Genomic DNA, 26,462 nt, shown 5'->3' with positions numbered 1-26,462 from the left:
ATAATGGAAAAGTATAAAAAGTATCATTTTTATATGATCAAAGTCTTCCTTCGGAAGATTTAAATAAAAAAATGCCCTTAATTTGGGCATTTTTATTTATCCAGCTAATCTTTTTAAGCTTTCTTCTAAAGCTATGGAAAGTTGATCTGGGCAGGAGGTTTGTTTACCACCACAGGTAATTCCCTTTAACTTTTCTATCGCCTCTTCAACCTTCATACCTTCTATTAATTGACTAACTCCTATTAAATTGCCCGGACATCCTCCATGAAAATAAACATTCTTTACTGCTCCATTTTCAATATTAAAGCTAATTTGCTTTGCGCAAACCCCACTAGTTGTATAAGAATACATATTAGTCCCCTTTCTAAACTCTACTTTATTATGTATTTAGACATCAAATAAAATAGTAATGAAATATTGGGGAATTGTCAAATTAATTAATCTTTTAACAGTCATAACATAAATAGATTAAATTTCAGAAATAGTAATGTTTTATCTTCAATTACGTATTTCGATAATCTGATCCCTACCTTCTGATAAGTAAATTATCCCTTCTTCTGTAAAAGCTACTGTCTCTTCCAAATAGACATACACTTCTTGATAGCCCCATTCTGGAACATTTACTGCTGTATTTAACTCTAGGGCATAGCAGGTATTATGGTATAGAGGATAATCTCCCCATATAGGTACTTCATGTTGTTGATCCCATAAACCAATAGTGGGGCCAATACCGTGGCCGTGGGTGCCTATTGGATGGGTGTAGAGCATGGCTTTAATATTCTTTTCTTGTGCTTCCTGCAAAGATTCTAATAGAATCTGATTTCCCGTTTTCCCTACTGTGAAATTGCTTGCTACAATATCTTGAAATTGATTACAATTAGTTAAAGCCTTTTGTAGCCCTTGTGGAACATCCTTTTCATCTGCCTTTAAAACATAGGCCAGCCTTTGGGTGTCGGTGCTTAGTCCTAAATATTCTAAGCCCACATCACAATGGAGTAGGTCCCCCTCTAAAATGACCTGATTAGATAGTCTAGAATCATTTTCACCCCTCCGTTGCAGGTCTACTGTTGGAGTAAACCAACTCTTCAGTCCTAAATCATTAATCCTCTCCATCATCCACCATTCTACTTCTCTTGTTGTTGTTCTTCCCACTTCTATTACTTTATTCGAAAAAGCCTCTTCAATTATTCGTATCGCCACATGATAAATCTGACGATACATTTCTATTTCTGACTCTGTTCTGGTTTCTAGCCAACCGATACAGAGTTTTTCAGCACTAACTAATTTCGATGTATTTTTTTCTCCCAACACCTTTACAAGTTCATCAAAAAGCCCCTTTGTTAGTCCATCGGCTAAAGCAAAGTTTTGGGACACATTAATAGCAATTTTATTGGGGTTCTTTTCTTCTACTAATCTTTTAATACAGTCCCATTGATTTTCCTGTTTACTATCCCATTTTTGACAATAGAACTTTAAAAGATAGGGGCTAGGTCTACCAAGGTTTAAGCATTCTAACTCACCTTTACTATCTAGATAAAACATTAAGCAGGATAGCCTTGAGGCTGTTCTTTGTAGGGGAGGTATTAAGGATAGAAAAATAGGGTCTTCATTGTATTCCCTTGCTAGGATGATCCACATGTCTATTCCTTCTCGTTTCATTAAGCTAGGTAAAAGGTTATCTAACCTTTCCTTTAGCCAAGTTTCCATTATTATATATTGCTCCTTTAACGGAAGGATCTTCATTGACTCCTTTATTGTGTTTTCCATATTAAGCCCCCCTTGATTATATTATTTAATAGATGAATTTCCCATTAGAATCTCTAGGGTAGGATACTTATCTAAATCTTTAGGTTCAATAGTGAAAGAAATAGAATGTATCTCAAGTTGAAGGTCTCCTTCCCAGAAATCAGGATCTACAGTATATTTATGGTTATAGGTCATGGCCTCCCTTGTACCACTTCCCCTACCTTCGCCACCTCTGGGTAGCATTTTTCTGTCTTCTAGTAGACTATACACTTGGTAATAAACATCCATGCTATAGCCATTGCAGCTACGAATAAGGGAAGAAGAATTAATGACATTCGCTCCCTTATTAAGATCAATTTCAAATTCTCCAAGCCCATTAAATTTGATATATTTCTTTTGATTTAATTCTATAGGATATATTTCATTTAATTCCTTTTCGATATATCCTCTATAAAAAACAAGGGTTAGGCCATCTCCCTTTTGATAGGGTAGCTCGGTAAAAGGATAAAAGTACTCTAGATACTGGCCACCCGGATAAAATTTTTCTTTAATAGAAGTAGGGTAGGTTCCTCTTATATAGGGTGTTCCCCATTCTACTATATTTAATTGAGTATTTCTTTCTAAACCTAAATTAGGGAATTGGCGAAAGTAAAAGCCTTGATTTTTTAATTCTTCACCTAACTCAACTTCTGCCCTTAGGGTAATTCCTCTAAAATTTTTAATAAGTTCTAAAGGTTTGATTATCACCAGTCCATCTTCTACAATTAATTGTCCATCTATTCGTATACTTTCGGGAGCCATTAAGTAGGATAGATTCCAATTTTCTTTTTTTATTTTGTTAGCGATTAAGACTACCATTACTAATATTATAATAATTATAAACTTTTGTTTTTTAGAAACTTTCATATTAGACCTCCTTTAAGGATGTTATATGATTTTATTCTAGTTGTTTGGGGTTTATTCCTGCTGGTGGGTGTATTCCCTCCACAAAAGGAATATCTGCCGGAGCAATTTTATAATTTTTTAACGCCTTCGCCGTAACCCATTTGATCTCATCGTGATCCTTTAACTTTATATTTCCCTTCGTAATTTTAGCTATAAAGGCTATTAATTTTATCTTAAAATCGCCATAGTCATGAATATTTGTATCAAAGTATTTCTCTATATTAATTTCCACCTGCATCTCTTCCAGTAGCTCCCGTTTTAGGCTCACTTCTGGTGTTTCTCCTGCTTCAATTTTTCCACCAGGAAATTCCCAAAAACCTTCTAGAGATTTTCCTTTCCTTCGTTTAGCGATCATGATTTCCCCTGTATCATTATAGATAATTGCTGCTACTACTTCAATCATACAAAACTTCCTTTCTTTCATTAGTTGCCTATATTTTTTAATAGTTTCTCATTGCTCATATAGATATATCAGTTTTTTTTAACTCTGTTATAGAGATTTTTTTGATTACTATACTTTTTTATTATTATACTCTGTAATTTTAATTTCATATATATTTTTACCTTTTATTAGCAACAATAAAGGAGTTTTTCTAAATTAAATAGAATATTATTAATGTTAATTTTAAAATCTAATTTATTATTATTTATCGTTACTATCTATTTTGTTTCTATTTAAAGCATATCTTTTTATCAGTTACAAAGAAAGGAAAAATGCCATGAGAAAATTAAATGCTTGGATTATAGTCATTATTGTAGTAGGAGGGATCTTCTACTTATCTTCAATCCCCGGCTTAAGGGTTGTGCCTATTTTAAGTCAATTAAACTCCCTTTTATTAAGGTTTGATAGTATATTTATTAAAATCTCTGAACTAATTGCCCATCGGCTACCAGTAAACATGAATGAATTAAATCCAATACGTACTGCTGGTAATGATTTTTATGCTTATGCTAAAGCAAATCCAATTATTATCGAATTCATTTTAAGAAAAATTGCCCATGTTGTTGTCTTTTTCATTTTAACGATAGTCATATTCTTTTTATTAAATCAATATACAAAGCGGTCGATATCTGCTGCCTTTCTAGCCTATTTAATTACTGCCATCATAGCTGCATTAGATGAATATCGTCAGTCATTTACTGATGGTAGGGTTGCCAGTTTAATAGATGTGGGAATAGACCTAATTGGTATTACTTTAGCAACATTATTGATTTTGTTTGCTATTTTTATTACAAAAAAATGGACCCCAGAGAAGAGTCCATTAAATTAGGTTTGTATTTTTAGTTTTTAATATTTGATTTTTTAAAAAACTTCTTCTGCAATTCTCTTTAACATCTCTAAACCTTTTATTTCTTCTCCATACATAGGTACCCTTAAAAGCTCAGCATCTCTAAAGGTATCCTTCATTTCATCAATATAGCCTAACTGCATCTTTCTTCTATTTTGATAGAAGGGTGTTATGGCCTCTTCTTCTGGAATAATTAAGTTCGCCACAACTAGTTGCGTTTTAATCTCTAGTGTTTCCAGTTCCTTTGATGCACGATAAGCTTCAACAATAGGGGTTTTTTCGGGGTACATTACAAAAGCAAAGGTCGTTGTCTCTTTATTTTTCATCATATCGATTACTTTATCAAAGGCATCCTTTTGCTTTTGATCTACTTCACTAATTTCAGTAGAAATCCCTGCCTTTAGTTGTATTTGTTTACTCCAATCCATAGGCAATTCTAACATCCTTAAGGTATGGCCAGTAGGGGCTGTATCAAAAACGATTACTTGATAGTCTTCTAAGCTTGCAAATTCAATAAATTTCTGAAAAGCGGCCATTTCTTCTGTACAAGGAGAATCTAGTTCTTCCTTCATTGCCATAATTGTTGCAGCATCAAATTTTGATTCTGCCTCCCTTAATACATTCTGTTTATATTCTTCAGTTGCCTTCTTTTGATCAATCTTAGCAGCAAATAGGTTATCTATTCCTATAACTTTTGTAATTTTATCACCAACGGGTTGATCTAATACATTGCCAATGTGGGCGGCTGGATCTGTTGTTAGTAGTAGTGTTTTATAACCTTTATTAGCTGTTTCAACTGCTGTGATACAAGCCATCGATGTTTTTCCTACGCCACCTTTTCCTGAGAAAAAGATATTTTTTCGTTGGCTGTTGATTGGATACAGTATATTTGCTAATTTATTCATTAGAATCACTTCCTTGAAAGAGTTTTTCTGCACTTCTTTTAAACATATCTACACCTTTTAGCTCAGTGTCGAATAACTCCATCGTTTGAATTGGTAATTGACTAAATAGCTCCTTTGCTTTTTCAATGACTACCTGTTGACGATCATATTTTCCTTTGAAGAAAGGTACTATCGTTTCAGCTTCTGGAATTAATCCGTTTATAATTACCTTTGTTGTGTGAATCCCAATTTCTTCAAGATCATGCGAAGACCTTAAGGTCTCTTGTAGGGAGGTTTCCTCTGGTTGCATAACAAATATAAAGTCTGTCTGATTAAAGTCTCTTAATTTAGCAATGGCATTATCATATTTTTTCTTACTATCTTGAATTAAGGCTACAGGGCCCATACAGGTTTGACCGCTACCTTTAGCGCTTTCCTCTATGTGGCGACTCCAATCTACAGGTAATTCTAACAAACGAATCGTATGACCAGTAGGAGCAGTATCAAAAATAACGACTTCATAGTCATCTGTTTCCATAAAGTCTATAAACTTATCAAAGGCAGCCATTTCTTCTGTACAAGGTCCACTTAGTTGTTCCTCTGCTACCTTGATTAAATCCTCATCGAATAATTCCCTCATTGGAGCAAGGGATCTTTCTTTATATTCATCGGTTGCTTTATCTGGGTCTATTTCCATCGCATAAAGATTTTGTACTCCTTCGATTGGCGTAATCTTATGACCGATTTCTTGTTCAAAGACATCTGATAAGTTAGCAGCTGGATCTGTAGTAACAATCAGGGTTTTGCATCCTTTTTCTGCATAATATACTGCTGTGGTAGAAGCCATAGAGGTTTTACCTACTCCGCCTTTACCAGAGAACAGTATAAACTTAGTTTGCATATTACTCATCTCCTATAAATGGTTTTCAATTTCTTCTAAGGTTGGGTATTCTTTCTCCTTGATTACTACCCCATTAACGGTGGTAATAGGCAATACATCTCTCCCTTTTTCTTTAACCAATTGATATACTGCTTCATTTTCTCTAAACTTTAATGGTTGTTGGGTAATCATGTAGCGTTCTACAACAGCCTCTGGGTACTTCTGCTTTAATGTTTCAAGATTTTCCTTAACCTTTACTAAATGATCATCTACACTAGGTCCACAGATCCCTGTAGAACAACACATTGGTGGATCATAAACTTCTATTCTCATTAAACTTCATTCCTTTCCCCTAAATTATTTTTTTATTAAAAATGGATTTACTTTTCCATTTCTAACTATCTAATTACAATAGCAGAGCATAACAAATAGATCTAATTTTAAAATATATATTTATTTAATTTGATATCAATCTTTTATCTAATTTGAGATTCTACCCACAATTTTCCATAAAATATATATAAAATCGTTGCTAATATCTATTTAGTTAAATTTCTTCTATAAACTTAATTAACTTTAGACTTAATTACCTTTTGCTATTTCAGGAAACCAATGTCTAGTTTTATTAGCAATTCTAACCAATGCCAACATTACAGGTACCTCTACTAATACCCCTACTACAGTTGCTAAAGTAGCGCCTGAGTTTAATCCAAACAGTGAGATGGCTACTGCTACAGCTAACTCAAAGAAATTACTTGCACCAATCATCCCGGCAGGAGCTGCTACACTATGGGGCAATTTCCAAGCTTTAGCCCACCCGTAAGCGATGGCAAAAATAAAGAAGGTTTGGATGGTTAATGGTATAGCGATTAATGCAATGTGTAGTGGATTACTAATAATAACATCCCCTTGGAAGGTAAAGATAATAATTAATGTTAGCAATAAACCTACAATTGTTACATGATCAAACTTCTTTAAAAATACATTCTCAAAGTACTCTATCCCTTTATTCTCCACAATATACTTTCTAGAGAAATATCCACCTACAAAGGGAATTACAATAAATAGAATAACAGATAAGAACAATGTACCATAGGGAACAAACACATCTGTTACCCCCAACAGAATTGCAACAATTGGAGTAAAAGCGAATAACAGGATAATATCATTTACTGCAACCTGTACCAAGGTGTAGGCAGGGTCACCTTTAGTTAAGTGACTCCAAACAAAGACCATTGCTGTACAAGGTGCAGCCCCTAAAATTACTGCTCCCGCTACATATTCATTTGCTAATGCACTAGGAATTAGGGCGCTAAATACTCCCTTTAGGAAAAATGCCGCTATTAAATACATTGTAAAGGGCTTTATTAACCAGTTAGTAACACAAGTTACAACTAGCCCCTTTGGTTTTTTCGTTGCCTCTACAATACTGGTAAAGTCGATTTTTAACATCATAGGGTAAATCATTAACCAAATTAAAATAGCAACTGGAATAGAAATTTCGTAGTAGGTAAATTTACTTAAAGCTTCTGGTACTTGTGGCATAAACTGTCCAATTGCCACACCTATTAGGATGCAAGCAGCGACCCAAACAGTAAGATAGGTTTCAAAAAATCCCAATCCTTTACCTTCTTTTTTATTGATTTCATTACTCAAACCGATAACCCCCCTATTAATTTAATTTTTATTTTATATCATTAACATAACCTACGTAAATATTTTAAAAATACACTATTCAAATGTTTGTGCTATATCTGGTTATTTTCAACTCTTTTAATTAATTCTTCAACCTTTACTTTAATTAAATCCCTCGTATTTCTGAATCCTTCAATTGGGCCACCCGATGGGTCTTCTAGCCCCCAGTCTTCGCTATGACTGCATGGTACAAATGGGCAGGCTACGTTACAACCCATAGTGATTAAAATATCTAATTCTTCAGGAATGTCGCTTAATAACTTTGGGTAATGACCGCTCATGTCTATTCCAGCTTCCTCCATAACTTCAACTGCCCCTGGTTTTACTTCTGGGTAATTTTCTGTTCCTGCTGAGTATACTTCTAGTACATGACTGCCTAATTTCTTCGCCCAACCCTCTGCCATTTGAGAACGACACGAATTATGGACACAAACAAATGCAACTTTCTTTTTCATATAAAACTCCTCCTATGCCTAGTTAAATACTTTAGTTTACACTATTAGGATAATATGCTTTAATAATATGCTTCATTAGTATCCTTCTAAGTGTAGCTTTTTCCATTTTAATAATTTTGCCAGTGAAATCTTTATTTCTTCTCTCTCAGTTTCTAATTTAACTGGATAATAAAGAACAACTCCATTTATCCTATTGCTTTTGTAATCCTCCAGATTACCTTCAGGTTCACCTAGATGTATCACTGGTACATCTATCACGCCCGAATGACATCATCCTTTTTTACTGTATCTAATTGTTGCAGATTTTCCATTTGCTATTATATATTGAATAGCCTCATCTTCTATTGAGATCTTCATAGTCTTTTACCATCCAAGTTGATTAGACAATCCTCAGTTTGACAACAATAACTACTGACATTTCCACAGATGCACTGATCCTTAGGATTGGTTATATATTTAACAAATTCTTGCATTTCTGCGATTCGTTCCATATTGATTGAATAAAATACCCACTTTCCTTCTTTTCTCCCATTTACGATTCCTGCTTGCTGTAGGGTTTTCATATGATGGGAAATAGTAGGTTGAGTTAATTTCAATCCATCCATAATGTCGCAAGCGCATAACTCACCACAGGAAAGCATATCTAAAATTAACAACCTGTTCTTATCGGCTAAAGCTTTAAAAATTTCGATCTTATCTTCCATTTCCATTGTGTTTCTCTTCACCTCTTTTTCATATAGATATATATCAATGTATCTATATATAGTATATAAATTTACTAGTTTTTTGTCAATCTTTTCTCTTCTTTTTTTATTAATTCTATTGATTAAAGAAGTTGCATAAAACCTAGGAATGAACTTATATTATTATATTTGTTATGAAAAATATTTTTAATTTAATTATGTAATTTCTTCAATTAATATATCCCATTATATATAGTATTTACTTAATAGGTAAGTCCTATTAATCATGTTGGAAAAATAGATCCCTCAGAAAAAAACAACAATAAAAAACCCTGCATCTATTAAGATACAAGGTTTCTTCACTGGTCTGGCTGACAGGACTTGAACCTGCGACCTCCAGACCCCCAGTCTGGCGCGCTACCAAACTGCGCCACAGCCAGATATAATGTTTTAAGTAACCATAAATTAATGGTACTTATATATTTTATGAGGAAAAAGGTGTTTTGTCAAGGTGTTTTCTAGAAAAATTACCCTAACAATGTACTTATACTAGTTTATCCATATATTTGTGTAATTATACCATAAATTAAATACTTACAAAAAAGATAGTCCTCCCCATAAAATATGAGAAAGACCACCTTCCTATATTCTTTCTTTAATTTTATTATGTTATGTCTTCCTAAGATAACTCTCAAACTATCATTAAAATCTCATTAACAAAGCAATTTTAGTTTATTCTCATCCTTATAATTGATTTGTTTAATTTAATTATGTTAAAGTTTTCTGTAGGATATTTCAAGCTGCTTTTAAGTGTAAAAATTACTATTTTTTTTTTTCTTTGTTTAATTTTATTATGTTATGTCTTCCTAAGATAACTCTCAAACTATCATTAAAATCTCATTAACAAAGCAATTTTAGTTTATTCTCATCCTTATAATTGATTTGTTTAATTTTATTATGTTAAAGTTTTCTGTAGGATATTCAAGCTGCTTTTAACCTTCCATGTAAAAATTACTATAGTTTTTAATCTTTATTTAATTTTTATATGTTTAGAGATTTTTACAAGATAATAGCGATTAGTCCACCACTACCCTCATTAATAAGTTTTTGCAGCGTTTTCTGAAGCTTGATTCTTGTATCCTCTGGCATCATATAAAGCTTATTTTGAAGTTGCTCCTTCACCATATCATGAAGGGATTTACCAAACATATTTGTCTGCCAAATAGCATCTGGACTTTGCTCAAATTCTTCTAATAGATATTTAACCAACTCTTCACTTTGTTTTTCTGTTCCAACAATTGGAGATACCTCTGTAGCAATATCTGCTCGAATAAAATGTAATGAAGGAGCGTTTGCTCTTAATTTTACTCCAAACTGATTACCATGCTTAAAGATTTCTGGCTCCTCCAAAGTTAATTCATCGAATGCAGGCGGCACAAGTCCATAACCAATGTGCTTAACATCCCTTAAAGCCTTTTCTATTTTATCAAATTCTCGTTTAGCCTTTGATAGTTCCATCATTAATCCAATTAACTGATGGTCCCCCTCTATTTCATAGCCAGTTTTTTCTTGTAAGACACGATAGAATAGGTTATCCACAGTCATTAAGTCAATTAGGGCAGTACCTTCCCCCATCTTAATATTTTCTAAACCAACCTTTTTAATATTTTCAATTCCCTTAAGGCGGCTCACCATTGAATCTACATCTCTTAATCGTCTCATTTCTGAAGCAGCTTCTTTAATTTCGTTTAAGATCGAAGCCTTTAACCAATGGCTAGACTCAATTGTTTCTAACCAACCTGGCAAGTTAATATTAACTTCTGTAACTGGGAATTCAAATAATATTTCTTCTAAAATTTCATGTATTCCCCTCATATCCAACTTAGCACAGTCCTTAACAACAACTGGTACTTGATATTTTTCTTCTAGCTTTTCCTTTAGCTCCTGAGTTACTTCAGCTTCTGGAGTTCTGCTATTCAATACCATTACAAAGGGCTTTTTAATTTCCTTTAATTCACTAACTACCCTTTCTTCTGCTTCAATATAATTTTCTCTGTCAATTTCTGTAATTGTCCCATCTGTCGTCACAACTATTCCGATGGTGGAATGTTCTTTAATAACTTTCCTTGTTCCAATCTCTGCTGCTTCTTCAAAGGGGATCTGCTTCTCAAACCATGGAGTATTAACCATTCTTGGTTTACCCTCTTCTTGATGACCCAATGCACCGTCTACCAAGTAGCCTACACAATCAATCATACGCATTTTAAAGGATGCGTTATCCTTCAGAACTAGCTCAACCGCTTCATTAGGTACAAATTTTGGCTCTGTTGTGGTAATGGTTTTTCCCGTTCCACTTTGGGGTAGCTCATCTTTTGCCCGTTCTTTTTTGTAGGAATTTTCTATATTGGGTAAAACGAATAAATCCATTACTCTTTTAATAAGAGTGGATTTTCCTGTTCTAACAGGGCCCACAACGCCAATATATATGTCTCCTTGCGTCCGTTGTGCTATATCTTTGTAAATGTCATAGCCTTCCATTCCATTTCCCTCCTTTAAGATCTCTATATGTATCATTTCATATGCTTAACATTATAAATATATGATTATCCCCCTATATTATGACTAACTACCTCCTTAAGCTTGCTTAATACTTTTATATTTTTATTTATCTCAATTTATGCCTATTATTTTTGCTATCCTACATAACAAAAGCTACCTTTAACAGAAAATATCCTTCTAATCTGTTAAAGGTAGCCCTTAGTATTTCAATTACATGATAGCACATAACTATTTTATTTTTTTGATCTTATGCTAATTATATAATTTCTTCATAAAAGCATTTAGATGGGGAAATTGCATAATACCATAACTATGTATTTATATTCGTTTATTCAAATATAAAATTAAGTCCCCCAGTATGAAGGCAGTAATTTCCTCAGATGTTTAAATAATTACCAATTAATATCTTCATCAACTACTTCTTCTAGTTCATGGGTACGGGTTCTTGTCATTAAGTTTCCTACAGCGTCTGCCGTACTGGTACCTTCATAGAGGACATTAAAAATTTCTTTAGTAATTGGCATTTCTATTTGATATTCTTGGGCTAACTGATAAGCTGCCTTTGTTGTCGTAATCCCTTCTACAACCATGCCGATTTCCTTTAAGGTTTCTTCTAAGTTTTTACCTTGTCCAATTAATATACCTGCTCTACGATTACGACTATGCATACTGGTACAAGTAACAATTAAGTCTCCTATACCTGATAAACCTGCAAAAGTGGCAAGATCAGCCCCCATTGCCTTCCCTAACCTAGCAATTTCTCTAATCCCCCTAGTCATAAGGGCCGCCTTTGCATTATCACCATAGCCTAACCCATCGACAATTCCTGCTCCAAAGGCAATAACATTTTTTAACGCTCCACCTAATTCTACGCCAACAATGTCTGGATTAGTATAAACTCGAAAAGTCGGAGTAATAAATACATCTTGTACGAATTCTGCTATTTTTCTTTCTTTAGACGCAACAACAATAGTAGTTGGCATACCCTTACATACTTCTTCAGCATGGGAAGGGCCTGAAAGGGCCACAAAGGGTTGACCTGGCGCTACCTCTTCTACAACTTCAGAAATCCTTAATAATGTATTTTGTTCTAATCCCTTAGATGTATTAACAATAATTTGCTTGGAATTTATATAGGGTAAAATCTGCTTCATCACACCTCTAACCGATTGGGTTGGGACAGATACTAATATAATTTCGACATTTTTAACTGCCTCTTCTAAATCAGTAAAAAGTTTTAATACTTCTGGAATGTGGACTCCTGGTAGATAATGTTTATTCTCTCTAGTTTCACACATTTCCTGATATTGTTCCCTATTCCTCATCCACAGGTTTACATGATGCCCCTTTCCTTGTAGTAAAAGTGCTAAGGCTGTTCCCCAGCTCCCTGCTCCAAGGACTGCTATTGAAGAATAATTCATTACAAACTCCCCTTTTACTTAGATTTTTGTCCAATTTTTCTTTCTGTTCCATTCATTAATCTATTAATATTCTCTCGATGACGATAGATGGCCATAGCTGCCAAAGCTAAGGCAAATAAGAAGTAAGTACTTCCTAATGAAAAATACATTATAATAGGTAAAATAGATATTGCACTAACAGATGCTAAAGAAACATATTTATATCGATATAAAATGATTACACCAAATAATATACAAATAAGTGCAGACAGGGGATGAATGATTAATACAACCCCTATGGTGGTGGCAATACCTTTTCCCCCTTTAAATTTCAATAATATAGGCCAATTATGCCCAATTATTACTGCTATTCCAGCAAGAAAAGCCAGCTGTTCTCCACCAAAGTAAATTCCTATGAGTACAGCTACGACCCCCTTTATGCTATCGCCTAAGAAGGTCATCGCACCAGCCTTTATTCCTAAAGTTCTAAGAACATTAGTAGAACCTGCATTCCCGCTACCATGATCTCTTATATCAATATTAGCGCTTAATTTTGCCACAAGATATGCAGCAGAAAAATTACCGATTAAATATGCTATAACAATCATAAGCAGTGATTGCACTTTATTAATCCCCCTTACTTTTTTCCCTTAAAATAAATCTAATAGGTGTCCCTTCAAATCCATAGTTTTCTCTTATACGGTTTTCTAGATATCTTTGATATGAGAAATGCATCAATTCTTTATCATTGATAAATAAAATAAATGTTGGCGGTTTAACCGAAGCTTGGGTAGCATAAAAGATTTTAAGCCTTTTCCCTTTATCAGAAGGTGGTTGATTTAATAATGTTGCTTCGCCAATAATTTCATTTAAGCTTCCGGTAGGTATTCTCATGGCATTTTGGTTAGCAACATGCTTCACCTTATCTAGAATCGTATTCATCCGTTGGCCAGTTAATGCTGACACAAACATGATTGGAGCATATTCTAAATAGCTTAATTCATCTCGGATCATCTTGATAAACTTATTCATTGTATGGTTATCCTTTTCAATGATATCCCACTTATTAACAACGATTATCATACCTTTTCCATTTTCATGGCTGTAACCAGCTATCTTTTTATCTTGTTCTGTTACGCCTTCAGCAGCATCAATAACTAATAGGCAAACATCAGCTCTTTCCACAGCTGTAAAGGAACGGATTACGCTATATTTTTCTACATTTTCTTTAATTCTACTCTTTCTTCTAATCCCTGCTGTATCAATTAAAACATATTCATCTTCCCCATGGGTAAAGGGAGTATCAATTGCATCTCTAGTGGTTCCTGCGATATCACTTACAATAACCCTGTTTTCACCTAGCATTCTATTAATAATAGATGATTTACCTACGTTTGGCTTTCCAATAATGGCAACCTTAGTGGTTTCATCATCATCTTCACCTTCTTTTTTTTCAGGGAAGAATTTAATTACTTCATCTAAAAGGTCTCCAATATTAAGGGCTGAAGCTGCTGAAATCTCAATTGGTTCATCTAAGCCTAACTCATAAAATTCATAAAAATGTTCTGAATGACTTGGTGTATCAACTTTATTTACAGTTAAAACAATTGGCTTTTTAGATTTTCTAAGCATAGATGCAACTTCTCGATCGGAAGAAGTTAAACCTTCTCGACCATCTACCATAAAAACGATTACATCTGCCGTTTCAATAGCTAACTCTGCTTGTCTTCTCATTTGGGCTGGAATTAATTCTTGCGACTCTGGTTCGATACCGCCCGTATCAATCATTGTAAACTTACGATCTAACCATTCAACCTCTGTGTAGATACGATCTCTTGTTACACCTGGTTCATCTTCAACGATAGATATTCTTTTCCCTGCTACCCTATTGAAAAAAGTAGATTTTCCTACATTGGGTCTTCCCACTACTGCTACTACGGGTTTAGCCATATTACACTCACCTCTATCTTTTAATTACTAACTTAATATTTTTTCTATAAATCCATAACCATCTACTGGACTAACCTGAACAGGTACTCCCAGCTTTTCTTCCATATCATCAACAGTGATATCGTCTAGAAATACTGCCTCACCTGACTTTAACATATTTTCACCAATAATTATTTTTTCACCAACAGTTTGATTTTGCAAGTTTTTAATAATATCTGTACCTGTTAATAGCCCACTTACCGAAACTCTACCACCAAAAAAGTCATTTATTACAGAGACTACATTTACTTTAAGACCTTCTACATGATCCATTAAATCATCTGATAATTTTTTGATAAAAGGATAAGCAAGGGTCCCAGTAACAACCGTCACTGTTTTAGGCTTCTCTAAGGTTTTTGGGAACTCCTTTAAGGCATCATAAAAACTATCTTGTAAATCTACCATCATCCCAACACCATTTTCAAGCTGAGGAAAACCATCATAACTTTCAACCTCTGGGAATTCTTCTTCTGCTATAATGTAAAATTCATCCGACAAATAAACAAAGTTTCTGTCTATTTGGGGTTGAAAGTGTTTCTGCCATTTCTCAATTTGCTTAATTGTCCCTCTAGCAGTCTCCTTTGTGAAGGGTTGAATTTCAACTAATTCTTCACGGTATCGGGTTAAGCCAACCGGTACAACAGCCACACTATCTATAGCCTCGTTTAAATTACCTAAGTCTCTGATGGTGTTATCTAATTCTTCCTGATCATTAAACCCAGGACAAAGGACGATCTGACAATTCATTGTAATATGATTTTCTGCTAATCGATTTAATATATCCATAATATTTCCTGCAAATCGATTATTTAGCATTTTTTTTCTAAGCTCGCCATTAGTTGTATGTACGGAAATATTTATAGGGCTAATTCGATAACGAATAATTTTATTGATATCTTCTTCCTTCATATTCGTTAAAGTTATATAGTTACCATGTAAAAAAGAAAGTCTAGAGTCATCATCTTTAAAATATAAACTCTGTCTCATATTAGGTGGTAACTGATCAATAAAACAGAAGATACATTTATTTTTACAACTCTTCATATGACTTAAAATAGGGTTCTCAAAGTCTATCCCTAAATCATCATCATAATCCTTTTCAACCTCTAGGTCCCATTGTTCTCCATTTGGTTTTTCTATGATTATTTCTAAATATTCATCAGCTAAGTAAAATTTATATTCAATAATATCTTCAATTGGTTGTCCATTTATGCTGATGAGCATATCTCCAACTTCGATTCCTAATTCTTCAGCTATACTACCAGCTTCTACTATATTAATAATATTCTTTGCTTTAATTTCTTTCAAAAAGACACCTACTTTTATCATAATTAATTTAATCTTAGAAGAAAGCCTTCCTTCGATAAAAATATTGTAACACATTATAGCCCAGTATTACATAATAAAACACATCAAATAATAATAACATTCTAGTCTAAAGTCGTCAAGGTTGGGTTTTAACTGTCTCCTTTACATTTTTAACTAAATCCACAAAGGATTCATACTTTGCTAGTATGCCAAAGATGGTAATAGGCTTACCTATTGTCACCAAATTCATTCGCTTGGATAAAAATCCACCGATCCGAATTGGTAGATTAATTAAAGCAATTGAATTTACCACCAAAACCTTCCCTCTACAGCTTCCATAGAAATCATTTGTAAATTCTAAAATTAGTTGACTGCATTCTTTACGGTAGGAGCCCATCCCAATTACATAAACTTCATTTTCATTTTCATCTTTCCCCATAAATATTGGCTTTCCAATATCCTTTTGAGGTGTTATATCGTAGTAGGGGGTTGTTGCTATTTCTTGAAAGGTGGGGGGAGCATCTGTAGGTAAAAATCCAACGTGGATAGCTGCAGCTACAATAGAAGTGTGGGCTCCTCCATAACAGCTATAAATTATTTTCATAGATGAAATCCTCCAAAGCCTTTCTAAAATTTGTTTTACAACCTAGAAATCTTGGAAATATGCCCTCAAATTTACTAAGATCGATAATTTTCATTTCCTCATTAAAAATATCTCCTAATCCATACAGGATATTCACTAAAATCTCTTTTTTAGCTTTATATTTTAATAAGTATACCTCTCTGCCTTTCTCGTCTAGACCTATATAGTAGGGTTTCATTATTTTAAGGGTATAGTCTACTGTCTTATGGGGTGGATTTCCTTTTAAATGAAGATATGCAGCTAAAATAGCTGCATAGTCCCACTTTCTGTAAATATATATAATCTTCATAATACACCTAATGTTTAACTATGATGTAGGTTCCAGATTCTAGGTCATGTACCATCCCCTGGGTTGTCTTTGCTATGAGGAGTGCTAATCTTTCCTTATGTTCATCATCTCTAGCATAGAATACAGGGGTCATGGAACTACTGACCATCTCTTTATTGGTTGTTACTACTGCTAATATAAACTGTGTAATACCAAATTCCATGACTATCTCCCCATTTTCTCAGATTTTGATTTAAAGGCTACATCGAGGGCTCTTCGTTTTGAAGATTCTAATACTGGTGTTCTCTTTACTACCTCCACCAAACAATCTACATCTGGATTCATTGTGATAATTGCCATAACAACATTTCCGTTCTCTGGATTCCTTCTAGCTATTGGTGTAAAATCAGGTTCATCAACATCTTTCCTGATGCCCAACTGAGTCGATGCGTTATGCTGTATAGCCTGTCTTTGTCCGACATTTGCTAAAACCGACATTGCATCTTCATCCTTGGGAATTATTTCAACAGCAATTCCCTTTTCTAAAAATATTTTTTGTGAATCCTTTAACCCAATATTCATGACAAATACCCCATTGATTGTTAAAAGAGGCCCATCAAAACTAATCTCTGCTGGCTTAACCTCTGCAATATCTTCTATTGAAACCCCCTTTAGCATCTGGGTAATGATTACTATAACAATAGAGCCAAATGCTACTCCTACTAATATTCTAACTACCATAGGCAGCTCAAAGTGTTGCCCAATGAAATATCCTATTCCAGAAGCAAGGGATGTTAGTAACGCCAGATAGTTTCTTGCTTCAAATCCTTTAGCAATGTCTTCAATATAGGCAGTTCCCCTGGGAACAAGTTCTGTCACCTCAATATTATCTAGACTCTCCCGTTCCATATTCCTAACATCTCTAAAATGTTGGGCAGCCAATGTAATAAAGGTAATAGCCGTATATTCTTTTTCAGCTAAGGCTGGTACTGTAACAGCCCCTAACCCTGCAGCAATCATCCCTAATGTAAAATGACCTAAGTAGGATTGAGGATAGGTAGGGTACTGCCTATAATCAACCTTCATCATGAGTAGCCGTGCTATTGTGCCCATTACAAGGGCAGTAATGATCAATATAAAGTATTGTTCCAATCTGTTTCCCACCCATCTGCTTTACTTTCTTTTTCGTCTTCTACCTAAAAAACTATTGAATTCATCTTTAAAGTTAGAGATTTTAGATTTCCATTCCTTTCCACCACTACTTAAAAACAGAAAGGCTAATCCACCACCACCTATCACTGCTAATAAACCTGCAATTCCAAGACCAGACCCTGTATTACTCTCATCTTGAGGTTGTACTTCCTTTTCTTCTCCAGTTTCTTTATCTTCAAAGGTTCCTCCAAAAACAACGGTGGTTAAAACCTCTGCCAAAGGTCCTGTAGCTCTTTCTGGCCTTTCTCTTTCTTGTTCATAAGTTCCCATTTCAAATAACAGGGCACGGGGGGATATATCTTGATTGTAATCTCCCTTTGCGTAGAAAATATCTTTAATTAACCCTGGATGCATTTCATCTCCCACAGCTTTAATTTTTTGTGCGGTTTCTTCATTTGCTGCAAAGTTTTGATTTCTTCTACCGATTACGATTCTAACCATTGATGCCGGTTCGCCATTTAGCTCTGTATTGTATGCCTCTGCCGGTATAGCATCTCGATGGATATCAAATAATGCATTGGGTTGATGCTGTTGTAAAAGTTGCACAGCTGTTCTTCTAGAACGTTTATAGGCACCTGCATCATGGGGAATATGGTTTGTATCATCAAAAACACCATTTACTCCGAAGTTTCCAAATTCTTCACTTAATCTCTGGGCTACTTTTTTAATACCCCCACCTTCTTCTATACTTTCGGACCCATCAGTTGGAACATAGGACTCTGCTGAATGGGTTGTATAGATCCCCACACTTCTTTCTTCCTCTTGAGCCATTAGTGCCGCTAGTCCCTCATTACTCCTAATAAAAGATAGAAATTCTTCCATAGCAACTTTATCTATTACTGGGAGCTCTATATCCTTTTTAAATTCCGCATAGGCCGTCATATTATTGGTGTTTACTCTAATGACTTCGTACATTTTATTGTCATTACTGATATATTGGTCTCCTTTAGAGACTTCTCTAGCTGTTTCAAAAATTAATTCATTATTTCTCACATCATATACTTTAAAATGTTGCCCATATTGGCCATACCAGTCATCAGCATATGTTGTAGGCATCATAGAAATGATTAGTAATATTGAAAGTATGGCTCCTATCGCAATCTGTTTTTTACTTCTCATCTTCATTACCTCCTTCATCTCGTAGAGGAATTACGTTATCTATTTTTGTTTTATTTTCCGTTGTATTTTCTGTTAGATTCTCCAGTTGATTTTCTAAAGATTGCTGATCTGAAATCTGCGGATTCTCTTTGATTTCTTGCTGTCTATCTTCTGTTTTATGTTGATTACCGTCATCTTGTTGATTACTTTCACCCAAAGTACTAACAAAGTGACCCTTATCAAAATGTAGATTTTTCTTTGCAGTACCACCCTGTAATCTTTCTCGAATTTCTCCAAAAACTTCAGCAATAATTACCGCTAATACCCCAGCAATGACTGTTGTATCAACACCGCCTGCTCCTCCAAATCGTGTAGGGGCAGGTATATTATTGATATTATTTAATATTAATTGAATAACATCACTAATAATAACTCCACCAACTCCTGCAATAAAGGCAGCTCTTCTTGATCTTCCTAATATATAGCCAGTTACTGCCGCTAATATGGCATAAACATAGTTAGGATCTATTGTCATGGCCTCTGGCTCGGCTGGTAATACATATCTTTGAACTGCATAGATCACTGCTCCACCGACAACAGCTGCCACAACTGCCCTTAATTTTTCTTTACCTGTCTCTGCCTTAATAAATAAATAGATGGCTAAACCTAGGGGGATGACAAATCCACCAATATTAATGGACACATTCTCTGTTAAACTAATGTTAGGGATAAATACCGTTGAAACGACAATGGCAATAATTATTAAGATCGCTGCTTTGTCACTTAATCTTAAACGGTCCAAAACTCTTTCGGCTAAACCCATGAAAATAAGGACTGAAACAGCAATTAGTATGATCATTCCTATAGACATATATGTTCCTCCTTAATCAGTAGAATTTTACAACCTTAATTTCCCTTATCTTTCCCTTGCCATCTCAAAACTATACGAAAAAGCAAACCATAAAAGAAGAAGGAAGATATTATAAACTTCTTATAATATCTTCCTTCTTAAACTACTTTTAATAAAGTGCAGAAATAATACAATTTAATTTAAAGACACAATATCCCCTTTTAGGTTTTAACGCTTAATCAATTGGTATGATTACAGTAAATTCTGTTCCCTTGTCCAGTTCGCTATTTACTTTAATTTTACCCTTCAGTGATAATACAATATGTTTAACTATAGCTAATCCTAAACCTGTTCCGCCAACCTTCCTCGACCTAGCTTTATCCACCCTGTAAAACCTTTCAAATAATCTTGGCAAGTCTTTTTTGGGTATACCTATACCTGTATCTTTTACAGTTATAATGATGTTGTTATATTTTTCAAAGGCATGCAAATAGACTTTTCCTTCATTTGGGGTATACTTAATGGCATTATCTAAAAGGTTAATTAACATTTGTTTAAACCAGTCTGGATTCCCTTGTAGTATTGGTAAATGATATTCAATTCCTGTAACCAATTCAATATCCTTTCCATTAGCTATTGGTCTCATAATTTCTTCTACTTCTAAAAGGGCTTCACTAGTTAGAATTTCTTGATTCATAGCCTTTAGTTGGGTGTTTTCTATTTCTGACAGGGTTAGTATATCATTAATCAGTCTTGTCAGTCTTTCTGTTTCGATGTCAATAATATCTAAGAAACGCAATTTTGTATCTTCGTCGTCAATTCCACCAGATTTTAAGGTCTCTACAAAACCACTAATAGAGGTCAAGGGTGTTTTTAGCTCATGGGATACATTGGCAACAAAATCTGATCGCATCTTTTCTAATCTTCTTATTTCAGTAACATCTTCAATAAGGGCTACAATCCCTATAATTCTTGAAGGGTCCTCTTCCAATTTAATTGGATTGGAGTAAATCTTTAGTATTTTTTCACTAGGTTCTTCTGTTGTTACTTCAATCTGGTTTTCTACATTGTTTTGCAAAATATCTTTTAACTGCTCATCTAACACATTATTCCTTATCACTTCTAATATATGTTTTCCTAAAGCATCCTCCATCTTCATTTGAAATAGTTCTTCAGCAGCTGGATTTAAGAGAATTAAGCGATGTTTATTATCTACGGCTATAATAGGATTCTTCATACTAGTTAATAGGGCTTTAAATTTCGTGTTATTTTCCGATAATTTACTGATGGTTTCTTTAAGTCTTTCGGCCATATTATTAAAGTTATTAGCCAATTCTCCAATCTCATCATCTGTAATGACTTCTACCCTTCTATCAAAGCCACCAGCAGCAATTTTCTTAGTTACCTCTGTAATGGCCTTAATAGGCTCCATAATTTTATCTACAAAACGATAGGCCAACATTAGTGAAGGTAATAAACCAATTAAGATGGAGATAATAATATAAAAATATTGGGTCTGATTAATTCGAGTAATCTCCTGTAGGTTAACTGCTAAACGAATAACCCTTAGGTTATTTATGTTTAAATCTACAGGAATGGCTACATAAAACATTTCTTCATCTAGGGTTGTACTTCGCCTAAGATCTGTTCCAACTCTACCATTGAGGGCTTCTATCACTTCTTTTCGATTTCTGTGGTTTTCAATTGTTTGTTCATTTGCCATGGTGTCAGCCAAGACTTCTCCATGATTATCTATAAAGGTAATTCTTGCATCTATTCTTCTTCCGTAGTCTTCAGTAATTCTTTTTAGATCAGATTCTGTTAACTGTTGAAGATTTTCTTTAAGAAATTCCTCTATTAAAAATCCGTTTGATACCAGTTTATTTTCTAATTCATTTAGATAATTGGTACGAATGAGGCTTAAATTAAGAAAACCTGTTAATAGAACCCCTAATAATAGGATTACAATAAAAGCACTAAATATTCTCTTCTGCATTGATCCACCTACTTCATCTTATATCCAACACCTCTAATGGTTTCAATATATTTCCCAGTTTCATCGTCTTTAATCTTCTTTCTTAAATGTCTAATATGGACATCAACAGTTCTTGTTTCTCCATAATAGTCATAACCCCAAACTTCGTCCAACAACAAGTTTCTTGACAATACTTTACCTCTGTTTTCTATTAATATTTTCAAAAGTTCAAATTCCTTCAAGGTTAGGTCAATTTCAGTTCCCTCTACTGTTACAATATGCTTTTCTGTATCCATTACAAGATCTTTAACCTCTAAGACTTTAGCTTTTACCTCTTGCTTAGTGTCTGCTCTTCTTAAAACGGCTTTAATTCTTGCAATTAGCTCCCTTACACTAAAGGGTTTTGCAACATAGTCGTCTGCCCCCAACTCTAAGCCAAGTATTCGATCTGTCTCTTCGCTCTTCGCCGTTAGCATAATAATCGGTAGCTTTTCTAATCCGTCAATTCTCCTAATGGTTTTACACACTTCAAAACCATCTATTCCTGGAAGCATTAGATCTAGCACGACAAGATCAACGTTATTCTCTTCTAAAAATTTTATACAATCTTCTCCATTATCCCTTGTTGTTACTTCAAATCCATTTTTCTCTAGATTAAATTTAATTAATTCTGCAATATGTTCTTCATCGTCTACAACTAGTATTTTTCTATGGGCCATCTTCATAACCTCCTATTAGGTTAGTTCTATTATGGATGCCATTCTCCCTGTGTTTCCCTTTTCTTTTCTATGGGAAAAAAATAAGTTAGTAGTGCATCCTGTACAAATTTTACTTACTTCTATATTTCTATCTAATACCCCAATTTCCTTTAGGGCAATACGGTTTGCCTGCCATAGATCTAGCATGTATTTCCCTCCACCTTTTGAAACAACAAAACTTGAGGCATCTGTAAAATTTGTGTTAAATTTATTAATAACATCCTCAGAAACTTCATAGCAACATTGACCAATTGAAGGTCCAATGACAACAATTATCTCTTCAGGCTTAGATTTATATTCTGCCATCATCTTTTCTACCGTTTTCTTACCTATTTTGAGGACTGTACCCGGCCACCCAGCGTGGGCTAATCCGACTACTTTCTTAATAGGGTCAACTAAATAGAGGGGAACACAGTCAGCAAAATATGTAATTAGAGGAACATTTCTTTCGTTTGTAATCATTGCATCGATATTCTCAAAATCCATCTCTTTAGTAAAACCCTTTCCTCGATCTTTTGCAGTAACAATTTGTATTTTATCCTTATGCACTTGATCTGAAACCACTAAATCTTCAAATTTTACACCAACAGCCTTACAAAATCTTTTTGTATTTTCTCGAATATTTTCTATAGAATCGTCAGTTTTCCTACCTAAATTAAGTTGGGAAAAAGGCTCAGAGCTTACTCCTCCAGTACGGGTACTAAAGCCATGCTTAACAAAATCTATTTCTTCTAAACGGGTAAACTGTACCAATTTTACTCCTTCTTTTTCTATAATCCGATAATTCATTTTAATTACCTCCTTTTTTACATGGAAAAGGACAAGTGTTAACTTGCCCCCCTAATCATTTAATCTTATCTTTCATTTTAGTCTTTTTTATCCTTTAAGAGTTTCATTAGTTCATCCATAAAGGTGTTTATATCTTTAAACTCACGATATACAGATGCAAACCGTACATAGGCCACTTCGTCTAGATCTTTAACTCGATCCATCACTAAGCGCCCAATTAGTTCGGTGGTAATTTCTTTCTCCATTGAATTATATAGGTGTTTTTCTATTTCTTCCACAATATGTTCGATTTTACTTAAAGCTACAGGCCGTTTTTCGCAAGCTCTAATGATTCCATTAAGTACCTTGTTTCGATTAAATGCTTCACGGTTACCACCTTTTTTCACGACTATTAAAGGCAGTTCCTCTACTTTTTCATAGGTGGTGAAGCGTTTACCGCAGGCTATACATTCTCTTCTTCTTCTAATAGCTTGACCTTCATCTGTTGGTCTAGAATCTACAACCTTCGATTCTTGATGAACGCAAAATGGACAATTCATTCAATCTCCCCCATCACTTTAGCTTTCCAGCTTTCATGTATGGTTTCATTATAATATACTATAATTGCTATGTCTAATTTTTTTATTCTTTTTCGTCAATTTCTGGGTCTTTTTTCACAAATTCTGGCTCTAGCACTACTTTTTTATCCTCAATATTAAATAAATCTTGATAATGTTCTTTGTACTGGTCTTTAAATTGCTCTTTCTTTTGATCCTTTAAGGGGTCTTTATATTGTTGAGGTTCAACTGCACTTTTCATCTCTACCAATATAACATCTTCACCAATTTTTTTTATTTGATTCCACCCAATTTCATATTCAAGTTCTTTACCAAAAATACCTAAAAACTTTCCCGCACTTGGTATGATGATGGCGTTGATTCTTCCTCTATTTAAATCGACCTCTAAATCCATTATTAATCCCACTCTTTTACCATCTGTAATATTAATGACTTCTTTTTGTGTTAAATCTGATGCTCTTAACAACTTCATCCCTCCTAATTTTCCCACATGTTTATCAGCTATTCAACCATTTTTACCCATTTTGTCTTTTATTGATATACTTCTATTTTATATGTATAGACTTGTCTTAGGGTTTATGACTAAAAGTTTTTAAAAGGGACTTATATTGAAAAGGAAACCTTCACTACTCGGTGTTTTACGTCTAATTGACTTAAAACTGAAATATACTTAGTTCTTCAAAAAACTACGACTCAGATAGCCCTTTACTTAAGTGAATATAGGAAAAACCACCTCTCGGTGGCTTTATCCTTGTTATATATACTTCTTCATATGCTTTAGGGCTGTTTTTTCTAATCTTGAAACTTGTGCTTGAGAAATTCCAATTTCATCGGCAACCTCCATCTGGGTTCTTCCTTCAAAAAAACGGAGGGATAGTATTAATTTTTCTCGATCATTTAATCTGCGCATTGCTTCATTTAAGGCAATATTATCTATCCAACTCTCATCTTCACTTTTTTCATCACTTACTTGATCCATAACAAATATGGTATCTCCACTATCATGATAAATTGGCTCAAATAGAGAAACTGGATCTTGAATGGCATCCAAGGCGAAGACTACATCCTCCCTTGGTACTTCCAGCTCTTTTGCTATCTCTGTGATGGTGGGTTCCTTACCATTTTTATTGGTTAATTGGTCCCTTACTTGTAATGCCTTATAAGCGGTGTCTCTAAGGGATCGGCTCACACGAATTGAATTATTGTCCCTAAGATATCGTCTAATTTCTCCAATAATCATTGGAACAGCATAGGTTGAAAAACGTACATTTTGGCTAAGATCAAAATTATCAATTGCTTTAATCAATCCTATGCAACCCACTTGAAACAAATCATCCACATGTTCTCCACGATTGTTAAACCGTTGGATAACACTTAATACTAAGCGTAGGTTTCCCTGAATAAACTCTTCTCTAGCTGAATTGTCCCCTGCATAAATTTTGTCGAAGAGCTTCCGCATATGTTGATTTGTCAATACTGGTAATTCTGATGTATTCACTCCGCAAATTTCTACTTTATTTATGTGCATAGTAAATGTTCAGTCCTTTCACAGTGAATTACCCCTTTTACTATTTAAATTATTGACGGATTGAAGCTTTTTATACTGCAATAGAAACTTAACTATTAAATCTCTAATGGTAATTTATAACATGTATTTTTTACACATAGAGAAACCCAGCAATCTAAATGCTTGTGCATTTAGTTACTGGGTTTCTTTATTACATATTGAAGGATTAAACCATTCTATTAATTTCTTTTTTAAGCCTAACGATGATTCTTTTTTCTAAGCGAGATATATAAGACTGAGATATTCCTAATAGGTCTGCTACTTCCTTTTGGGTCTTTTCTTGGCCAGAAAACAAACCAAATCTTAGCTCCATGATCTTTTTCTCTCGTTTAGAAAGTTTGTCTAGGGCAATTTTAAGTAATTCTTTGTCTACTTCCTCTTCTAAAAAACGATAGATAATATCATTTTCCGTTCCCAATATATCTGATAATAGAAGTTCATTTCCGTCCCAGTCTATATTAAGGGGCTCATCAAAGGATACTTCCATTCTAATTTTATTGTTTCTTCTTAAATACATTAAGATTTCATTTTCAATACACCTAGAAGCATAGGTGGCTAGCTTTATATTTTTTTCAGGATTAAATGTATTAACAGCTTTAATCAATCCGATTGTACCAATTGATATTAAATCTTCCACTCCTACTCCTGTGTTTTCAAATTTCCTTGCAATATAAACAACTAACCTTAAATTTCTCTCAATTAAGATGGTCCTTACTGTACTTTCGTCATCTTTAAGTTTGCCTATTAAATAATTTTCTTCATCATTTGATAAAGGTGGAGGTAGTGCTTCACTTCCACCTATATAGAATATGCTGTCTTCCCTAAATATATTAAATTTCTTCAGCAACTTAATGGTATAATACCGTAGGGTTAATCTTGTTTTTAATAAAAATAATTTCACTATGCTAACCT

Annotated in this window: 30 protein-coding genes and 1 tRNA gene; 1 reads left to right on the top strand and 30 read right to left on the bottom strand. The window is 34.1% G+C overall.

Features of this window, described 5'->3' with window-relative positions; genetic code table 11:
- Window positions 1-96 precede the first annotated feature (96 nt).
- The 4 genes from T335_RS0104110 to mutT form a co-directional block, all read right to left on the bottom strand.
- Window positions 97-351 (bottom strand): TIGR03905 family TSCPD domain-containing protein, encoded by a 255-nt coding sequence (locus tag T335_RS0104110; protein ID WP_026476405.1) that lies wholly within the window; start codon window positions 349-351, stop codon window positions 97-99.
- Between the two features lie 147 nt (window positions 352-498).
- Window positions 499-1,767, bottom strand: a complete 1,269-nt coding sequence (locus T335_RS0104105; RefSeq protein WP_026476404.1) for a M24 family metallopeptidase — start codon at window positions 1,765-1,767, stop codon at window positions 499-501.
- A gap of 21 nt (window positions 1,768-1,788) precedes the next feature.
- Complete coding sequence (locus T335_RS0104100; RefSeq protein WP_026476403.1) at window positions 1,789-2,652, bottom strand: hypothetical protein; 864 nt, start codon at window positions 2,650-2,652, stop codon at window positions 1,789-1,791.
- A 31-nt stretch (window positions 2,653-2,683) separates the two neighbouring features.
- A complete protein-coding gene (gene mutT / locus T335_RS19840) occupies window positions 2,684-3,094 on the bottom strand; it encodes an 8-oxo-dGTP diphosphatase MutT (RefSeq protein WP_051569121.1) in 411 nt (136 codons plus the stop codon).
- Window positions 3,095-3,410: 316 nt separating this feature from the next.
- On the opposite strand from mutT, the gene T335_RS21510 reads away from it, so the two are divergent.
- A complete protein-coding gene (locus tag T335_RS21510) occupies window positions 3,411-3,962 on the top strand; it encodes a VanZ family protein (RefSeq protein ID WP_051569120.1) in 552 nt (183 codons plus the stop codon).
- A 32-nt stretch (window positions 3,963-3,994) separates the two neighbouring features.
- On the opposite strand, the gene T335_RS0104085 is transcribed toward T335_RS21510, so the two are convergent.
- The 26 genes from T335_RS0104085 to sigE all read right to left on the bottom strand — a co-directional run bounded on the left by T335_RS0104085 (window position 3,995) and on the right by sigE (window position 26,451).
- The gene (locus T335_RS0104085) at window positions 3,995-4,885 is read right to left on the bottom strand and encodes an ArsA family ATPase (protein WP_026476402.1); all 891 of its coding nucleotides are present in this window, start codon (window positions 4,883-4,885) and stop codon (window positions 3,995-3,997) included.
- Window positions 4,878-5,765 carry an ArsA family ATPase gene (locus T335_RS0104080; protein ID WP_026476401.1) on the bottom strand — a complete coding sequence of 296 codons (888 nt, stop codon included), beginning with the start codon at window positions 5,763-5,765 and terminating at the stop codon, window positions 4,878-4,880. Before T335_RS0104080 ends, T335_RS0104085 begins: the two co-directional genes overlap by 8 nt.
- 12 nt (window positions 5,766-5,777) lie before the next feature.
- Entirely contained in the window at window positions 5,778-6,077 is a 300-nt protein-coding gene (arsD, locus tag T335_RS0104075) for an arsenite efflux transporter metallochaperone ArsD (protein WP_026476400.1), read from the bottom strand.
- Between the two features lie 249 nt (window positions 6,078-6,326).
- Window positions 6,327-7,400 (bottom strand): ACR3 family arsenite efflux transporter, encoded by a 1,074-nt coding sequence (gene arsB, locus T335_RS0104070; RefSeq protein ID WP_026476399.1) that lies wholly within the window; start codon window positions 7,398-7,400, stop codon window positions 6,327-6,329.
- 92 nt (window positions 7,401-7,492) lie between these two features.
- The gene (locus tag T335_RS0104065) at window positions 7,493-7,894 is read right to left on the bottom strand and encodes an arsenate reductase ArsC (RefSeq protein ID WP_026476398.1); all 402 of its coding nucleotides are present in this window, start codon (window positions 7,892-7,894) and stop codon (window positions 7,493-7,495) included.
- A 75-nt stretch (window positions 7,895-7,969) separates the two neighbouring features.
- A complete protein-coding gene (locus T335_RS0104060) occupies window positions 7,970-8,152 on the bottom strand; it encodes a hypothetical protein (RefSeq protein ID WP_026476397.1) in 183 nt (60 codons plus the stop codon).
- 95 nt (window positions 8,153-8,247) lie between these two features.
- Complete coding sequence (locus tag T335_RS19830; RefSeq protein ID WP_330371173.1) at window positions 8,248-8,604, bottom strand: ArsR/SmtB family transcription factor; 357 nt, start codon at window positions 8,602-8,604, stop codon at window positions 8,248-8,250.
- Window positions 8,605-8,940: 336 nt separating this feature from the next.
- Window positions 8,941-9,017 (bottom strand) — tRNA-Pro (locus tag T335_RS0104045).
- Window positions 9,018-9,636: 619 nt separating this feature from the next.
- The gene (gene spoIVA / locus T335_RS0104040) at window positions 9,637-11,115 is read right to left on the bottom strand and encodes a stage IV sporulation protein A (protein ID WP_026476396.1); all 1,479 of its coding nucleotides are present in this window, start codon (window positions 11,113-11,115) and stop codon (window positions 9,637-9,639) included.
- 413 nt (window positions 11,116-11,528) lie between these two features.
- Window positions 11,529-12,557: an NAD(P)H-dependent glycerol-3-phosphate dehydrogenase gene (locus T335_RS0104035; protein ID WP_026476395.1), complete on the bottom strand. Its 1,029-nt coding sequence runs from the start codon at window positions 12,555-12,557 to the stop codon at window positions 11,529-11,531.
- Between the two features lie 14 nt (window positions 12,558-12,571).
- Window positions 12,572-13,159, bottom strand: a complete 588-nt coding sequence (gene plsY / locus T335_RS0104030; protein WP_026476394.1) for a glycerol-3-phosphate 1-O-acyltransferase PlsY — start codon at window positions 13,157-13,159, stop codon at window positions 12,572-12,574.
- A gap of 4 nt (window positions 13,160-13,163) precedes the next feature.
- Window positions 13,164-14,486: a ribosome biogenesis GTPase Der gene (gene der, locus T335_RS0104025; protein ID WP_026476393.1), complete on the bottom strand. Its 1,323-nt coding sequence runs from the start codon at window positions 14,484-14,486 to the stop codon at window positions 13,164-13,166.
- Between the two features lie 27 nt (window positions 14,487-14,513).
- The gene (locus T335_RS0104020; RefSeq protein WP_026476392.1) at window positions 14,514-15,833 is read right to left on the bottom strand and encodes a DUF512 domain-containing protein; all 1,320 of its coding nucleotides are present in this window, start codon (window positions 15,831-15,833) and stop codon (window positions 14,514-14,516) included.
- 136 nt (window positions 15,834-15,969) lie between these two features.
- The gene (locus T335_RS0104015) at window positions 15,970-16,437 is read right to left on the bottom strand and encodes a DUF3189 family protein (RefSeq protein WP_026476391.1); all 468 of its coding nucleotides are present in this window, start codon (window positions 16,435-16,437) and stop codon (window positions 15,970-15,972) included.
- Entirely contained in the window at window positions 16,421-16,765 is a 345-nt protein-coding gene (locus T335_RS0104010; RefSeq protein ID WP_026476390.1) for a DUF3189 family protein, read from the bottom strand. The genes T335_RS0104015 and T335_RS0104010 overlap by 17 nt, the downstream gene beginning before the upstream one ends.
- A gap of 7 nt (window positions 16,766-16,772) precedes the next feature.
- Window positions 16,773-16,967 carry a capping complex subunit for YIEGIA gene (locus T335_RS0104005; RefSeq protein WP_034327615.1) on the bottom strand — a complete coding sequence of 65 codons (195 nt, stop codon included), beginning with the start codon at window positions 16,965-16,967 and terminating at the stop codon, window positions 16,773-16,775.
- Between the two features lie 2 nt (window positions 16,968-16,969).
- Entirely contained in the window at window positions 16,970-17,896 is a 927-nt protein-coding gene (locus T335_RS0104000; RefSeq protein ID WP_026476388.1) for a YIEGIA family protein, read from the bottom strand.
- A 21-nt stretch (window positions 17,897-17,917) separates the two neighbouring features.
- A complete protein-coding gene (spoIIP, locus tag T335_RS0103995; protein ID WP_026476387.1) occupies window positions 17,918-19,075 on the bottom strand; it encodes a stage II sporulation protein P in 1,158 nt (385 codons plus the stop codon).
- Entirely contained in the window at window positions 19,065-19,925 is an 861-nt protein-coding gene (locus tag T335_RS19825; RefSeq protein ID WP_084280943.1) for a DUF1614 domain-containing protein, read from the bottom strand. Before T335_RS19825 ends, spoIIP begins: the two co-directional genes overlap by 11 nt.
- A gap of 214 nt (window positions 19,926-20,139) precedes the next feature.
- Complete coding sequence (gene pnpS / locus T335_RS0103985) at window positions 20,140-21,900, bottom strand: two-component system histidine kinase PnpS (RefSeq protein ID WP_026476386.1); 1,761 nt, start codon at window positions 21,898-21,900, stop codon at window positions 20,140-20,142.
- An 8-nt stretch (window positions 21,901-21,908) separates the two neighbouring features.
- Window positions 21,909-22,598, bottom strand: a complete 690-nt coding sequence (locus T335_RS0103980; RefSeq protein WP_026476385.1) for a response regulator — start codon at window positions 22,596-22,598, stop codon at window positions 21,909-21,911.
- A gap of 15 nt (window positions 22,599-22,613) precedes the next feature.
- Window positions 22,614-23,426, bottom strand: coding sequence for a peptidoglycan editing factor PgeF (pgeF, locus tag T335_RS0103975; protein ID WP_026476384.1), 813 nt, complete (start codon window positions 23,424-23,426; stop codon window positions 22,614-22,616).
- 77 nt (window positions 23,427-23,503) lie between these two features.
- Window positions 23,504-23,965, bottom strand: coding sequence for a transcriptional regulator NrdR (gene nrdR, locus T335_RS0103970; protein WP_026476383.1), 462 nt, complete (start codon window positions 23,963-23,965; stop codon window positions 23,504-23,506).
- An 82-nt stretch (window positions 23,966-24,047) separates the two neighbouring features.
- Window positions 24,048-24,449, bottom strand: a complete 402-nt coding sequence (locus T335_RS22910; protein WP_084280939.1) for a YlmC/YmxH family sporulation protein — start codon at window positions 24,447-24,449, stop codon at window positions 24,048-24,050.
- 288 nt (window positions 24,450-24,737) lie between these two features.
- Window positions 24,738-25,511: an RNA polymerase sporulation sigma factor SigG gene (gene sigG / locus T335_RS0103960; protein WP_026476382.1), complete on the bottom strand. Its 774-nt coding sequence runs from the start codon at window positions 25,509-25,511 to the stop codon at window positions 24,738-24,740.
- Window positions 25,512-25,716: 205 nt separating this feature from the next.
- Window positions 25,717-26,451, bottom strand: coding sequence for an RNA polymerase sporulation sigma factor SigE (gene sigE / locus T335_RS0103955; protein WP_026476381.1), 735 nt, complete (start codon window positions 26,449-26,451; stop codon window positions 25,717-25,719).
- Window positions 26,452-26,462 lie beyond the last annotated feature (11 nt).

Source organism: Alkaliphilus transvaalensis ATCC 700919, from assembly GCF_000621485.1.
GTDB lineage: Bacteria > Bacillota > Clostridia > Peptostreptococcales > Natronincolaceae > Alkaliphilus > Alkaliphilus transvaalensis.
This window is presented reverse-complemented; position numbering and strand designations above follow the sequence as displayed.